Below are 13,681 nucleotides of genomic sequence, written 5' to 3'. Positions count from 1 at the left end.
ATTATCGATGGCATGGTTTGTCTAACAAGCTTGAAGGATGTCAGAAAAGTTGATGAATCTTGTACATCGATTCGTTTTTTATGCCTGATTTTTTTAGTTTTGTGTCCAATTTTTGTTGACAAGTGCAGGTTGGTCTGGATTGGGCAGGGGTACAAATATATGTGCTTCTATTTTCTATCATTCTACTTGGACTTGTCCCCCCTCCAGAAAACAGATATAATATCTTGAATGGACAAATGAAATTTTAAATATATAGGGGGAAGTCCTTTGCACCAGCTACAGCTTGTTTTCAAAAAGAAATGGGCCTTTTTTACAGCTTTCTTGAATACCCAGAGAAAAGACCGGGTGCGATATGCTCTTTTTTTGGTCCTTACCCTTTACAGTTTTGCTTTTCTGTCGATATTCGGTGTTTCCCAACAAATTTCCATCCCGTTTGATGATTACCAGCCTATGCTCAAATCTCTGTTCCTTGTTTTTGGTTTTCTTTATATTCTCACTGGTTTTTTCCCATTGCAGGAATTTTATTCTAAGGCAAGGGTGGCCGTTTTAGCCATGACCATTTGGCTGACTGGCTACAGCTATATCTACGTCTGTTTGCCCCATACTTCCCACAACATCAGAATCCTCACCAACCTTTATGTCCGCTACTACAGAAGCGGCATCATGTTCTTCCTGGTCCTGCTGATACTGGAATTCCTGTTGGTCAACCAGCACAAAAACAGGGTACTGTTCCGGATCCAGCAGGGAGCGGCTTTTTGCCTTACTTTCTTCCTGCAGCTCTGTCCCCTGGTATATGTTGGATACTTTATGAAATACCACAGTCTTTTCGATGATATTTCCCTTCTGTCCATTCTGGCAACCAATGTAAAAGAAGCCCGTGAATACCTGTGTTCTATGTTTTCGGGATTCCAGCTGGCCATTTTTGGAGGCGTGCTGCTGGTCCTGTTGCTGATCAGCTGGAATTTCAGCATCCGGGAACCCAAAAAGAAACTGCACTATACCCAATTTCAGCAAGCTGTCCTTTCTTTCTGTGTATTCCTTATGCTTTTTACCCTTGCCCATAAAGGCAGTGCTTATTTCCCTCTGGACATCTATGCGGGGCTTCATCGGCTGGATGGGGGACCCATGCAGGCCTTTAATGCTCTGAAGAAAAATATCCAGAAGAATCAGCAGCAGATTGTATTGAAAAACCCGGAACCCCTTCCAAAGAAACTCCCGGGCACTGTACTCCTGGTTGTGGGAGAAACTGCCTGCCGGGACTATATGCCGGCCTTTACTCCGGAATATCCATGGGAAACCACCCCCTGGGAATCCAGCGTAAAGGGAACCAAAGGCTTTTACTTCTTTCCCCAGGCCTATTCATGCTTTTCCAATACGGTCATGGCCCTGAGTCAGGCTCTGACCAGTTCCAATCAGTACAATCATGTTCCTTTGGGAGAAGCCGCAGATTTGGTCAGCATAGCCAAAAAGGCTGGATACCATACGTACTGGTTTTCTTCTCAGGGGAAAGGCGAGGTATGGGATGCAGCCATTACCACCCTGGCCAACCAGGCTGATACCCGTAAATGGATTTCCTGGAAACATGATGGCCAATTGCTGGAACTGCTGAAAACCGTCCCAAAAGGAAAGAACAACTTTATTGTCCTCCATCTCAACGGCAGCCACTACCGGTACCGGGACAGAGTCCCCCAACCATTCGCCCAAAGTCATTCATTTTCTCAAGTTCCCGCAGAAGAAGGGTCATTTGATACCTCTCTGGCCTATACGGACGAGGTGCTCCGGCAGGTTTACCAATATGGGCGGAATCATTTGAACCTCCAGGTAATGGTGTATCTTTCCGATCATGGAGAAAACATGAAATACAAACATGTTTCCCATCCTTTCAGTTTCGACATGGTGCGGATTCCCCTGTGGATTTACCTGTCCCCGGCGTACCGGACCACCTATCCCGGGGTGGAAGAGGCCCTCCAGGCCCACGAAAATACCGTGTTCACCAATGATCTGCTGTTCGAAACCGTATCCGGCCTGATCCAGGCTCAGACCAACCACTACGACCCTCGATACGATTTCTCCCATCCAGATTACGCTATTACCAAAGACAACGCCAGGACCATGAGAGGGGAGTACGGAAAATAAAAGAAGACCCCAGGTTACCCATGGACGCACGATGATTTTGCGGGCTCCCCGGCGTGGAGCCCCTACGGTTCCGATGAACCCAGGATGGAATTCGCTTGCTCACCGTATCCGTCCCTGATTCCGTTGTGCAGTCATTTCCTCCTGTCTGTTGTACTGATCCAACGACCACTGGGCCGGATTGTTCCGGATATACTGGGCTGCCCGGGTATAATCGTCAGGCGTCCGTATAATATGTTCATAATATCCCCGCTGCCAGAGAGCGTATCCGGCCTTTCGGGATACACGGCCTTTGTACAGATTCACGAATCGTCCAATGGACAATGGAGAATGGCTGCCCGATTGCAGGATCCGAACGATAAAATGGATGTGGTTGGGCATGATGACTTTTTCGGAGATGGCTATATCCTCAAAGAATCGTCCAAGCACTGAAAGCTCTTTATCCGCCAGTTCCCCAAGAAACGACATCTCCATCATTCCCGCAGATATCCTGCCCAGCAGCATTTTTCGTTTTTCAGTACACAGAGTAATGAAATAGCAGCCATTTTGGGAATAATCGTAGTGGGATAAATGGGGATTTTTGCGGGTTGGGAGCATACGACAACCGTCCTTTCGTTATATGTTCTGAAAATTATAACAATTATTCGAATTAAAAGCAAATTGGTCCGGTAGGTCCTGGTTTACACACGGGTGTACGATGTTTTGCGGGTTCCCCGTCGTGGAACCCCTACGGTGACGATGAACGCATGTTGTTTTCCTGTGATCCCGAACAATCCGTAGGGGCCGCAGGCCCGGCGGCCCGCATTGCCCAAGGGTGTACGATAATTTTGTGGGTGCCCCGGCGTGGAGCCCCTACGGTTCCGATGAACGCAGGATGTTTTTCCTGTTATCTTGCAAAATCCGTAGGGGCCGCAGCCCGGCGGCCCGCATTACCCACGGGTGTACGATGATCTTGCGGGCTCCCCGGCGTGGAGCCCCTACGGTTCCGATGAACGCAGGATGTTTTTCCTGCGTTCCCGCACAATTCCGTTTATTCATTTTCCCCCTTGCTTTTCCTTTAAAATCTGCTATAATTAGGACTGTAAGAAGTTTTTAATAAAGATTATTAAAAAGTAGGCTTATCGGATTAACAATCCGGTGGCCACAGTTTCAAGGGGAGGCTTTTCTTATGAAAAAATTTATTTGCAGAGTGTGCGGTTATGTGTATGAAGGGGAAGAAGCTCCGGAAAAATGCCCTCAGTGCGGCGCTCCGAAAGATAAATTCGACGAACTGAAAGAAGGCGTAAAGGAATACGCTGATGAACACGTGGTTGGCGTAGCCAAAGGCGTGGATGAACGGGTCCTGGAAGGCCTGCGTCAGCACTTCACCGGTGAATGCTCCGAAGTTGGCATGTATCTGGCCATGAGCCGGGTGGCTGACCGGGAAGGATATCCGGAAGTGGCGGAAGCCTACAAACGGATTGCTTTCGAAGAAGCGGAACATGCTGCCAAATTTGCTGAACTGCTGGGCGAAGTGGTTACCGACAGCACCAAGAAGAACCTGGAAATGCGGGCTGCTGCAGAACAGGGTGCCTGCGCCGGCAAGAAGGAAATTGCTACCCTGGCCAAACAGCTGGGCTATGATGCCATCCATGACACTGTCCATGAAATGGCCAAAGACGAAGCCCGTCATGGCCGTGTCTTCGATGGTCTGCTGGCCCGTTACTTTGCCAAATAATCCAGTCTGCAGCGTGGATGCTGCGGTCTGAACTCCCGCCGGGGATGAACGGGGCCTGCGGGCCTTGTCCGTCCCCGGCTTTTTTCTGTTGGTTTCCTGGCTCCCGGAGGTGCTTCCATGTATTTATCCAGTATGCGTATCCAGAATTACCGGAACTTCAAAGACATCACCATGACTTTCCATCCGCTGGCCAATTATCTGGTGGGGGAAAACGACATCGGCAAAAGCGGCTTTCTCCGTCTTCTTTCCTATATGGCCAATGCCTGGACCCTGCCGGAAAACGATTACGATGACCCCAACCAACCGATCCGCATCACCCTGGATCTACATCTGTTGGAGGGAGCGGAGGAATATTTTGCGGATACGCCCCAGGAACATTTGGAGAAGATCCGGGTGCGGCTGGAAATGAAGGTGACGGATATCTGCCCCCATCTGTACGACGGGGAAACCGGGAAGGAGCTTCCTCTGGAGACCATCCGCCGGCTCCGGTATGTAAGCTATTCCGCCATCAGCCAGGATGACCAGACGGTGCGTCCCCAGGTATACCGGGCCCTGGAAAAGTGCCTGGCCCAGTGGGAAGCCAGCCACTGCGGCCCCATGCCGGAAGAGGAACGGCGGTTCATCCAGCACGAAGTGAATGTGGGATATTTTGATTCTTCCTATTATGAATGCATTTTTTATCTGTCCCGGATCCTCTGCCGGAGCAACCGGCACCGGGCGGACAATCTGAAATTCATTTCCCTGGCGGCCCTGCGGATCATTACCCAGGTATATCTTATGGCCCACAGCAAGGCGGTGCCTCTGGAGCACAACATTATCGTGGACGGGAAGGGGAGACGGTTCCTGCCTCTTATCATCTCCATCGACGAGCCGGAGATCCACCTCCATCCCTACATGCAGCGGTCCATCCTCCAGTACTACCAGCAGCTGCTGAACAACGAGGACAGCCAGTTCTGCGCCCTGCTGAAAGACCTGTTCGGTCTGGACGGTCTCCGGGGCCAGCTGTTTGTGGTGACCCATTCCACCGATTCTCTCATAGACGACTACCGGAACATCCTCCGGCTGTACCATGACTACCGGGGACTGGTCAAAGCGGCCTGCGGCTCCAGTTTCCATGTGAACCGGGAGATCGAAAAACACCTGATCATGCACTTCCCGGAAGTGAAGGAGGCCCTTTATGCCCGGAGCGTGATCCTGGTGGAAGGGGAAACGGAATACGGCTGCTTCCAGCTGTTCGGAAAGACAGTGGGGGTGCCCTTCGATTATTACGGGATCTGTCTCATCAACGCCCGGGGGGAAAGCTCCATTGCCAAGATCAAGAAGCTGCTGGAATATTTCCGGCTGCCGGTGGTGGCCCTGTACGATGCAGACGTGAAGGATGCCCACAAAAAGGAGAAGGGGGTGTACTTCACCGACGGGGTTTGCTTTGAAATGGACCTGTCCCAGACGATGCTCCAGCGGGGGAAGCGCCAGGCCCTGGACCGGATCATCGATGTGGCCTGCGGCGGCACGGGCCGGACCAGTTATGATATGGTGAAGAAGGCCTGCCACAAGCTCCAGCTGGATCCCCGGGATTTTCCCCCGGGGCCTTTGTACAAGGCAAAACCTCACCAGGGTCCGGCCTGGGTGTATTATTTCGCCTGGCTCTACAGCAACAAGGGAGTGATCCTGGGCAGGCTTATCGGCCAGTCCCTCCAGCGGGAAGAAGTGCCTCCGGCCTTTGTCCGGGTGATCCAGGCCGCCGGGAGACTGGCCACGGTGCCGGAACGGGCGTAACATGTCCGTATAAAGGGAACCCTTCCACCGTCCTGAAGGACGGTCCCCCTTCCCTTTTCCAATTGTTGATGAATTTAGAAAAATATGGTACCCTTAATAAGGAATATTGTCCAACTTTGCATGGAGGGGGTCCCATATGGAAAATTTCTGGATTGCGGCAGGGGCTGTGCTGCCTCTGATGATTTACATGGCCATCGGCCTTCTGGCCCGGAAACGGTACCACTTTAACGAAGGCCACATTTCCAACTTCAACAAGATCGTGTTCGGGGTGTTCCTGCCCACCAACATGTTCTACTCTGTCTATTTCACCGACATCAGCAAGGTGATGCGGCCTGGCTTCGTCCTGTTTGCCGTAGGATCTCTGCTGACGGTTTATGTGGTGGGATGGGTGCTGGTCACGACCCTGGTGAAAGACAACAAAAAGAGAGGAGCCATGATCCAGGCCTTTTACCGGAGCAACTTCATCCTTTTGGGTGTGCCTCTGGTAGAAAACCTTTACGGGCCGGAAGCGGCGGCGGTTCCTTTGATGCTCTGTGCCATTATCATCCCCATTTACAATGTGCTGGCAGTGTTCACCCTGGAAACTTTCCGGGGCGGTTCCTTCAATCCTCTCCACATCCTGGCGGGAGTGGCCCGGAACCCTATGATCCTGGGAGCCGTGGCCGGTCTTGTGTGCAAGCTGCTGCCTTTTCCTCTGCCGGCGGCTCTCTTGAAATGCGTCAAAGCCATTGCCGGCAGCACCACCCCTTTTGCCCTGATCGTCCTGGGGGCTTCCTTTACACTCCAGGGTGCCATCAGTGAGATCCGGGAACTGGCCTTTACCGTGGCCGGCCGTCTGGTGATTGCGCCTCTTATTGTAATCGGGGGTGCGGTGGCGCTGGGATACCGGCAGGTGGACCTGGCGGCGCTCATGGCCATGTCCGCCACTCCCTGTGCGGTGGCGTCCTTTGCCATGGCCCAACAGATGGACAGCGACGGAGAGCTGGCCGGAAACTGCGTGATCTTCAGTTCGGCCCTGTCCTGCATCACCATGTTCCTCTGGGTTTTTGTCACGAAAAACCTGGGACTTTTGTGAAAACAAGAAAAATTTCGGTGTGAAAATACAGGCATTTTGGGGCGGAAAATGATATAATAAATGACAAGACAGCAAGTATCACGGAGGAAACCAACAACTATGGTGAAAATCAATTCTTCCCTTTCCAAAGAAAAACGGATCCTGAAAGCCGCTGAAAAAGTCTTTTCCCACAAAGGATACAGTCAGGCTACCCTGGACGAAATCATCAAAATTGCAGATACCGGGAAGGGGACCGTATACAAATACTACAAAAACAAAGAAAACCTCTTTTATACCCTGGTGGAAGTCAAAAACCGGAAACTGATCAAGGATCTGAACCAGGCGGTGGGAGAACACAGGGATTTTGCCGAACAGTTCCAGAGCTATGTGTTCACTTTTCTGAAGTTCCTGTACAAAAACGAAACTCTCTGGTCGGTGATCCTGTTTGAACTGCTGACGGAGCAGGCTGGATGGCGTCTGAAATGGGATGAGAAAAAGCAGAACTGGAATCTGGAAGTCCGGTGGGGGAAACCGCCGGAAGAGGATGAAATCGCTGTAAAGCGCCGGTATGCGGAACTGATCCGGTCAGAAGTGGTCATTCTCCGGGATATTTTCCAGCGGGCCATGGATGATGCCTATATCAAACCCATTGAGGATCTGCCCCTGATGGCTCAGAATTTCTATTTCAGCATCTTCATGCTGAGCAACCAGGGAGCCTTGAATGTGAACAATATGGAGGAATCGGTGAAAGGGATGATGGACCGGTTCCTGTACGGACATATAAAAAGAACTGCCGCCCAGTAAGGGAGGCAGTTCTTTTTTTGTACCATTGTACCGTTGCGGGACGCCGGTTGGGCCGCATCTTACAGCCGATGGGAGGAATTCAGTACATCCCGCATTTTGTGGGCCACCATCATCTTGATGGCTTCCCGGCCTTTGCCCAGATAGGAACGGGGATCAAAATCTTCCGGATGTTCATACAGGTACTTCCGGATGGAGGCAGTCATGGCCAGACGCAGGTCCGTATCGATGTTGATCTTGCAGACTCCGTAGGTGCCGGCCTTTTTCAGCATGTCTTCCGGGCAGCCCTGGGCACCGGCCAGTTTGCCGCCGTATTTGTTGCATTCTGCCACAAATTCCGGGATAACGGTGGAAGCCCCATGGAGTACCAGAGGGAAGCCAGGCAGCATGTTGGTGATTTTTTCCAGACGGGCAAAATCCAGTTCCGGTTTGCCTTTGAATTTATAGGCCCCATGGCTGGTGCCGATGGCAATGGCCAGGGAATCCACCCCGGTCCGTTCCACAAATTCCACAGCCTGGTCCGGATCCGTATAGGTGGCGTCTTTGGTATTGACTTTGACGGCATCTTCCACGCCGGCCAGTTTGCCCAGTTCGGCTTCCACCACCACACCTTTGTTGTGGGCGTAGTCCACAACCCGTTTGGTCAGTTCGATGTTTTCTTCAAAGGGATATTTGGAACCGTCGATCATGACAGAGGTAAAACCGCCGTCCACGCAGGCCTTGCAGATATCGAAATCAGCGCCATGGTCCAGGTGCAGAGCAATGGGGAGACCGGTGTCTTCCATGGCTGCTTCCACCAGGTGCAGCAGGTAGTTGTGCTTGGCGTATTTCCGGGCACCGGCGGATACCTGGAGAATCAGGGGAGACTGTTCTTCCTTGGCTGCATCCACAATGCCCTGGACGATTTCCATATTGTTGACGTTGAATGCGCCAACGGCATAATGGCCTTCGTAGGCTTTTTTGAACATTTCTTTAGTGGTTACAAATGGCATGTTGAAACCTCCTTGAATTTCAGTTATGTCTCATTATACCATACTTTCCGGAAATCTGCCGGCAGGGGAGAGGTGATTTCCACTTCTTCGGCCGTAAAAGGTTCCCGGAACCGCACCTTCCAGGCATGGAGGAAGTGGCGTCCGGGAGGGCCGGGAGGACCGTAAAGGGTATCTCCCAGAAGAGGGTGGCCGGCAGCGGCGGCATGGACCCGGATCTGGTGGGTGCGGCCGGTTTCCAGCTGGAACCGGACCAGGGACAGACCGTTTTTTTCTTCCAGCACCTGGTACCGGGTCCGGGCCGGGAGCCCCTCCGGATCCACCTGCCGTTCCACGATGGAACCGGGTTTCCGGCTTATGGGCCAGTCCAGCAGCCCCTCTTTTTTCTCCCAGGGGCCGCCCAGTGTCAGGGCCAGGTAGGTCTTTTCCAGCCGGTTTTGGGACAGCATATGGTGGAGACAGGCGTTTTTGGCAAAAAGCACCACTCCTGTGGTTTCCCGGTCCAGCCGGGATACCGGGTGGACCGCACTGGGAACCCCCTGGGTCTGGAAATACCAGGCCACCCGGCGGCTGAGAGCAGGGGTCCGTTCCTTCCCGGCATTGTGGGTCACAAGACCTGACGGCTTGTCCACTGCCAGATACAGCTCCGTTTCTTTCAGGATGGAAAGAGGGGCTTCTTCCGGCTCCAGGGTGCAGGCTTCCGGCAGAAAGGCCCAGGATACCCGGTCCCCGGGCTGGAGCAGCAGGTCCCGCTGGATGGTCTCCCCATTCACCTGGAGAGCGCCGGCGGCCTTTAGGGCCTTCCAGTAGGTGCCGGAAATCCCCTGATCCCGGAGAAAGGATTTCAGCCGCTGGGGCAGGGATGCGGGGGACAGCCGGAGTTCCATTACAGCACCTTCTGGCCCAGGATGCAGGCCAGGATCCCGAAGAACAGGCTCAGGGCCATGTACAGGGCGGCGGTGACAGGAGCCCCTTTGTCCACCAGCTGCTGGCTTTCCAGGGCAAAAGAAGAAAAGGTGGTGAAGCCTCCGCAGATGCCAACCTTCAGGAACAGGGCCAGCCGGGGATGGAGGGAGTTTCTGGCGGCCAGAGCCGCCACCAGGCCGATAAGAAAGGCCCCGACGATATTGATGAAAAAGGTCTTGAGAGGAAAGCCGCTGCTGTGGCTCAAGGGCAACAGCCCGATCAGATACCGGACCACGGACCCGATAAAGCCCCCCAGACCAACAATCAGACATTCAGTCATGGTAAAGTCTCCTTTATTGGGTTATGACGATTATTATATCATACCTTGATGGGGAAGGGAGCGGTCCGGGTTCTTTCCGGGGAACGGTCAAGAAAACTATACGTTTTTCGTATTTCAGTCAATAGACCATAAGTATTTATCATGCTCTCCCATTCCTGCTATACTGCATTCATAGGAAGTATATGACAAAAAATTCCATGACCGGCAGAGGAGTTCCGGTTGTATAACAGACAGCAGAAACAGGGAGGAGAGATCGGCAATGAAAGAATTGTCCAGAAGAGATTTTTTGAAAGTCATGGTCGGAGTGGCGGCCGGCGCCTTTTTGGCCAAAAGCGGTCTGCCCAAAGTGATGGCTCAGGCTCCTGTGGTGGGGTCTGAAGACGAAACCGGCAAAAAAGCGGCGGACGAAGAAGGCTCCCGGGCCAAAGTGTATTACACCAAACACATCGATGCAGTCCATCTGATTGCCCTGTACGATAAAATCAATGAAGGGATCTACGGGAAAGTGGCCGTGAAGCTCCACACCGGAGAAAAACATGGTCCCAATATCCTGCCGAGGGATATGGTGAAGGCCCTGATCCAACACATCCCCAACAGCAACATCGTAGAAACCAATACCTTGTACCCGGGCGACCGGTACACCACCGAATCCCACCGGGAAACCCTGAAGGTCAACGGCTGGGACTTCTGTCCGGTGGACATCATGGATGAAGAAGGGGATGTGGATCTGCCGGTCCGGGGCGGCAAACACCTGAAGGAAGTGGCCATGGGCGGCCACATTATCAACTACGATTCCATGGTGGTGCTGACCCATTTCAAAGGGCATACCATGGGCGGCTACGGGGGCTCCCTGAAGAACATCGCCATTGGCTGTGCCTCCGGCCAGCATGGGAAGCGTCAGGTCCACGGCTATACCACTGGTCCCATGCCTCCTGCGGGAGAAGCCTGGGGGAAAATGCCCAAGCAGGATACTTTCATGGAACTGATGGCGGATTCTGGGAAGGCCACGGTGGACTATTTCGGTAAGCACATCGTCTTCTTGAATGTGCTGCGCCGGATGTCCGTAGACTGCGACTGTGCCGGGACGTCGGCAGCCGAACCCAAGATCGCCGATCTGGGGATGCTGGCTTCTACGGATATCCTGGCTGTGGACCAGGCCAGTGTGGATCTGGTCTATGGCCGGAAAAACGACGACAAGAAGGATCTCATCGAACGGATCGAATCCCGTCATGGGCTCCACCAGCTCCAGGCCATGCGGGACCTGAAGATGGGCAACGACAAATACGAACTGATTTCCATTGACTAAGGAGGAGGAGCCATGTTTGGACTGGGTGTACCGGAACTGCTGCTGATCTTGGTGATCGCCCTGGTGGTCTTTGGTCCGGGGAAGCTGCCCTCCATCGGGGCTGCTTTGGGCAAGAGCATGCGGGAATTCAAGGATGCAGTGAACGCGGTGGAAACCATTGAACCAGCGGAAGCCAAAAATGAAACGCAGGAACCGGAAAAAAACGGCCAGACGGGGAGTGCGGCCCCCAAAGCATGACCTTCACTGAACATTTGGGAGAACTCCGCACCCGGCTGATCCGCTGTCTTATGGGACTGGCTGTGGGAGGGGCCCTCAGCTTCTGGCAGATCGACCGGATCGTGGCCTTTCTCACGGCTCCGGTGCCCCAGCTGTATGTGATGAAGCCGGCGGAAGCCTTCATGATCTACGTGAAGATCGCCCTTTGGAGCGGGGCCATCCTGGCTTCTCCTCTTTTGGCCTGGGAATTCTGGGCCTTCCTGGTGCCTGCTTTTACGGAACGGGAAAAACGGGCTCTCTTGCTGTTCATCCCTTCTTCCGTTCTTCTGTTCCTGGCCGGGTTGGCTTTTTCCTATGGACTGATCCTACCCCAGGGGCTGTTTTTCCTCCGCAGTTTCAGCTCCGGCGCGGTGCAGTCCCTGTGGTCCCTGGAGGCCTATCTGGATTTTGTGGTGCTGATGGTGCTGCCGGTGGGGCTTTTCTTCAATCTGCCCCTGGTGCTGCTGCTTTTGGCCAAAATGGGCCTGGTGACTTCGGAACGGCTGAAAAAGGCCCGGCGGTATGTAATCGTGCTGGCCTTTGTGGTAGCGGCCATCATCACCCCCACCACGGACATGGTATCTCAGACCCTTTTGGCCATTCCCCTGATTCTATTATATGAAATCAGCCTGGTGCTGATCAGGGTGCTGCTGAAACGGTAGGAAGCCTGTCCCATTCCAGCCATCCATGGTATAATACAGGTTAAGGATGGAGCACAGGCTCCTAAGAAAATTTAATAAGATGTCTAAGAAATAGAGTCTTCCTTTCAAGACTCTATTTCTGTAAGATGAAAGAAATGATATAAGAAAGGAAACCATTCCATGGAAGAATCTGCAAATAGAAACAAACTGGAAAAACTCCAGAGCGTGCTCCGGGACCTGGGCAGTGTGGCGGTGGCTTTTTCCGGAGGGGTGGATTCCACCTTTCTCCTGAAGGTGGCGCATGATACACTGGGAGACAAGGTACTGGCCGTAACGGCCCGTTCCTGTTCTTTCCCGGAACGGGAACTGAAGGAAGCCAAAGCTTTTTGTGAGAAAGAAGGGATCCGCCATCTGGTAGTGGATTCGGAAGAACTGTCCATTCCGGGCTTTTCCCACAATCCCACCAACCGGTGCTATCTGTGCAAACATGAACTGTTCGAAAAGATCCTGGAAGTGGCCAAAGAGAACCACCTGGCGGCTGTGGTGGAAGGTTCCAACCTGGATGACGAGGGCGATTACCGTCCCGGGCTCCAGGCCATTGCGGAACTGAAGATCGCCAGCCCCCTGCGCCGGGCGGGCCTGTACAAAAAGGAAATCCGGGCGCTTTCCAAAAAGCTGGGGCTCCCCACCTGGAACAAGCAGTCCTTTGCCTGCCTGTCCTCCCGGTTCGTCTATGGGGAAGAAATCACGCCCCGGCGGCTGGGTATGGTGGACAAGGCAGAACAGCTGCTGCTGGATATGGGCTTCCATCAGCTGCGGGTGCGGATCCACGGGGGGAACCTGGCCCGGATCGAAGTGATGCCGGAAGAACTCCGGAAAGTGCTGGATCACCGGCTGGAGATCACGGAAAAACTGAAGGGATACGGTTTTGCCTATGTGACACTGGACCTTCTGGGCTACCGGACCGGCAGCATGAATGAAACCCTGTCCCCGGAAAAGAAGGCCTGACCATGGAAGCGAAAGAGATCCTGGAAAAAGTCCGGAACGGAGAGATTTCCGTGGAAGCCGCGGAAAAATTCTTCCGGCAGAAGCCTTTTGACGACCTGGGCTTTGCCAAACTGGATACCCACCGGAAGATCCGTACGGGCTTCGGGGAAGTGGTGTTCTGCAGCGGAAAAAAGGATGAGCACCTGCAGCAGATTTTCCGGAAACTGGCGGAAGAGGAAGGCAATGTGCTGGGGACCCGGGCCAGCCGGGAACAATATGAACTGATCCGCGCCCTGTGTCCGGATGCGGTATATGACTCCCTGTCCCGCCTGGTGAAAATCATCCGGAAACCGGTGGAACTCCGGGGCTCCGTAGCAGTGTGCACGGCCGGTACGGCGGATATCCCGGTGGCGGAAGAGGCGGCCCAGACGGCGGAATTCTTCGGTAGTAAAGTGAACCGGGTCTATGATGTGGGAGTCAGCGGACTCCACCGGCTCCTGGCCAGCCTGGACCCCATTCAGGAAGCCAACTGCGTCATTGCGGTGGCGGGCATGGAAGGGGCCCTGCCCAGTGTGCTGGGAGGCCTGGTGAGCAATCCGGTGATCGCCGTCCCCACCTCCATCGGCTACGGGGCCAGCCTCCAGGGGATTTCGGCTCTTCTCACCATGCTCAACAGCTGTGCCAACGGCATTGCGGTGGTGAACATCGACAACGGCTACGGAGCCGGATACATGGCCACCCAGATCAACCGGCTGGCCTGCGGAAAGGAACGGTGA

At 53.6% G+C, this 13,681-nt stretch carries 14 protein-coding genes and 1 pseudogene; 11 read left to right on the top strand and 4 right to left on the bottom strand.

Features of this window, described 5'->3' with window-relative positions; all coding sequences use genetic code 11:
- Nucleotides 1-450 precede the first annotated feature (450 nt).
- Both FX155_RS11735 and FX155_RS11520 read left to right on the top strand, forming a co-directional pair.
- A pseudogene (locus tag FX155_RS11735) lies at nt 451-999 on the top strand (hypothetical protein); the annotation flags it as partial.
- 126 nt (nt 1,000-1,125) lie between these two features.
- Nucleotides 1,126-2,136, top strand: a complete 1,011-nt coding sequence (locus FX155_RS11520; protein ID WP_229778459.1) for a phosphoethanolamine transferase — start codon at nt 1,126-1,128, stop codon at nt 2,134-2,136.
- Nucleotides 2,137-2,235: 99 nt separating this feature from the next.
- On the opposite strand, the gene FX155_RS06310 is transcribed toward FX155_RS11520, so the two are convergent.
- On the bottom strand, nt 2,236-2,730 hold the full coding sequence (locus tag FX155_RS06310; RefSeq protein ID WP_154488101.1) for a transposase: 495 nt from the start codon (nt 2,728-2,730) through the stop codon (nt 2,236-2,238).
- Nucleotides 2,731-3,301: 571 nt separating this feature from the next.
- Here FX155_RS06310 and FX155_RS06305 point away from each other — a divergent pair.
- The 4 genes from FX155_RS06305 to FX155_RS06290 all read left to right on the top strand — a co-directional run bounded on the left by FX155_RS06305 (nt 3,302) and on the right by FX155_RS06290 (nt 7,484).
- Entirely contained in the window at nt 3,302-3,850 is a 549-nt protein-coding gene (locus FX155_RS06305) for a ferritin family protein (protein WP_012938354.1), read from the top strand.
- 117 nt (nt 3,851-3,967) lie between these two features.
- On the top strand, nt 3,968-5,626 hold the full coding sequence (locus FX155_RS06300) for an ATP-dependent nuclease (protein WP_154488100.1): 1,659 nt from the start codon (nt 3,968-3,970) through the stop codon (nt 5,624-5,626).
- 136 nt (nt 5,627-5,762) lie between these two features.
- On the top strand, nt 5,763-6,701 hold the full coding sequence (locus FX155_RS06295) for an AEC family transporter (RefSeq protein ID WP_154488099.1): 939 nt from the start codon (nt 5,763-5,765) through the stop codon (nt 6,699-6,701).
- Nucleotides 6,702-6,800: 99 nt separating this feature from the next.
- Nucleotides 6,801-7,484, top strand: coding sequence for a TetR/AcrR family transcriptional regulator (locus tag FX155_RS06290; protein ID WP_154488098.1), 684 nt, complete (start codon nt 6,801-6,803; stop codon nt 7,482-7,484).
- Nucleotides 7,485-7,543: 59 nt separating this feature from the next.
- On the opposite strand, the gene fba is transcribed toward FX155_RS06290, so the two are convergent.
- From fba to crcB, 3 genes are read right to left on the bottom strand one after another with little or no spacing between them, the layout of a single operon-like run.
- On the bottom strand, nt 7,544-8,473 hold the full coding sequence (gene fba / locus FX155_RS06285; RefSeq protein ID WP_154488097.1) for a class II fructose-1,6-bisphosphate aldolase: 930 nt from the start codon (nt 8,471-8,473) through the stop codon (nt 7,544-7,546).
- Nucleotides 8,474-8,496: 23 nt separating this feature from the next.
- Entirely contained in the window at nt 8,497-9,357 is an 861-nt protein-coding gene (locus FX155_RS06280) for an RluA family pseudouridine synthase (RefSeq protein ID WP_154488096.1), read from the bottom strand.
- Nucleotides 9,357-9,716: a fluoride efflux transporter CrcB gene (gene crcB / locus FX155_RS06275; RefSeq protein WP_154488095.1), complete on the bottom strand. Its 360-nt coding sequence runs from the start codon at nt 9,714-9,716 to the stop codon at nt 9,357-9,359. Before crcB ends, FX155_RS06280 begins: the two co-directional genes overlap by 1 nt.
- 259 nt (nt 9,717-9,975) lie before the next feature.
- Here crcB and FX155_RS06270 point away from each other — a divergent pair, with 259 nt between their 5' ends.
- The 5 genes from FX155_RS06270 (at nt 9,976) to larB (ending at nt 13,681) form a co-directional block, all read left to right on the top strand.
- A complete protein-coding gene (locus tag FX155_RS06270; RefSeq protein ID WP_154488094.1) occupies nt 9,976-11,022 on the top strand; it encodes a DUF362 domain-containing protein in 1,047 nt (348 codons plus the stop codon).
- Between the two features lie 12 nt (nt 11,023-11,034).
- On the top strand, nt 11,035-11,259 hold the full coding sequence (tatA, locus tag FX155_RS06265) for a twin-arginine translocase TatA/TatE family subunit (RefSeq protein ID WP_154488093.1): 225 nt from the start codon (nt 11,035-11,037) through the stop codon (nt 11,257-11,259).
- Complete coding sequence (tatC, locus tag FX155_RS06260; protein WP_154488092.1) at nt 11,256-11,939, top strand: twin-arginine translocase subunit TatC; 684 nt, start codon at nt 11,256-11,258, stop codon at nt 11,937-11,939. The genes tatA and tatC overlap by 4 nt, the downstream gene beginning before the upstream one ends.
- A 159-nt stretch (nt 11,940-12,098) precedes the next feature.
- Nucleotides 12,099-12,926, top strand: coding sequence for an ATP-dependent sacrificial sulfur transferase LarE (larE, locus tag FX155_RS06255; RefSeq protein ID WP_154488091.1), 828 nt, complete (start codon nt 12,099-12,101; stop codon nt 12,924-12,926).
- A 2-nt stretch (nt 12,927-12,928) separates the two neighbouring features.
- Entirely contained in the window at nt 12,929-13,681 is a 753-nt protein-coding gene (gene larB, locus FX155_RS06250; RefSeq protein ID WP_074704312.1) for a nickel pincer cofactor biosynthesis protein LarB, read from the top strand.

This window comes from Acidaminococcus fermentans (assembly GCF_009696675.1).
Taxonomy (GTDB): domain Bacteria; phylum Bacillota; class Negativicutes; order Acidaminococcales; family Acidaminococcaceae; genus Acidaminococcus.
The sequence above is the reverse complement of the archived record's forward strand: the minus strand, read 5'-3'. Positions and strand labels throughout refer to the sequence as shown.

Excerpts from the sequence above, each read along its gene's own strand:
- tatA (WP_154488093.1), top strand. The coding sequence starts at position 11,035 with ATGTTTGGACTGGGTGTACCGGAACTGCTGCTGATCTTGGTGATCGCC.
- tatC (WP_154488092.1), top strand. The coding sequence starts at position 11,256 with ATGACCTTCACTGAACATTTGGGAGAACTCCGCACCCGGCTGATCCGC.
- larB (WP_074704312.1), top strand. The coding sequence starts at position 12,929 with ATGGAAGCGAAAGAGATCCTGGAAAAAGTCCGGAACGGAGAGATTTCC.
- larE (WP_154488091.1), top strand. The coding sequence starts at position 12,099 with ATGGAAGAATCTGCAAATAGAAACAAACTGGAAAAACTCCAGAGCGTG.
- FX155_RS06310 (WP_154488101.1), bottom strand. The coding sequence starts at position 2,730 with ATGCTCCCAACCCGCAAAAATCCCCATTTATCCCACTACGATTATTCC.
- FX155_RS11520 (WP_229778459.1), top strand. The coding sequence starts at position 1,126 with ATGCAGGCCTTTAATGCTCTGAAGAAAAATATCCAGAAGAATCAGCAG.
- FX155_RS06280 (WP_154488096.1), bottom strand. The coding sequence starts at position 9,357 with ATGGAACTCCGGCTGTCCCCCGCATCCCTGCCCCAGCGGCTGAAATCC.
- FX155_RS06290 (WP_154488098.1), top strand. The coding sequence starts at position 6,801 with ATGGTGAAAATCAATTCTTCCCTTTCCAAAGAAAAACGGATCCTGAAA.
- FX155_RS06300 (WP_154488100.1), top strand. The coding sequence starts at position 3,968 with ATGTATTTATCCAGTATGCGTATCCAGAATTACCGGAACTTCAAAGAC.
- crcB (WP_154488095.1), bottom strand. The coding sequence starts at position 9,716 with ATGACTGAATGTCTGATTGTTGGTCTGGGGGGCTTTATCGGGTCCGTG.
- FX155_RS06305 (WP_012938354.1), top strand. The coding sequence starts at position 3,302 with ATGAAAAAATTTATTTGCAGAGTGTGCGGTTATGTGTATGAAGGGGAA.
- fba (WP_154488097.1), bottom strand. The coding sequence starts at position 8,473 with ATGCCATTTGTAACCACTAAAGAAATGTTCAAAAAAGCCTACGAAGGC.
- FX155_RS06295 (WP_154488099.1), top strand. The coding sequence starts at position 5,763 with ATGGAAAATTTCTGGATTGCGGCAGGGGCTGTGCTGCCTCTGATGATT.
- FX155_RS06270 (WP_154488094.1), top strand. The coding sequence starts at position 9,976 with ATGAAAGAATTGTCCAGAAGAGATTTTTTGAAAGTCATGGTCGGAGTG.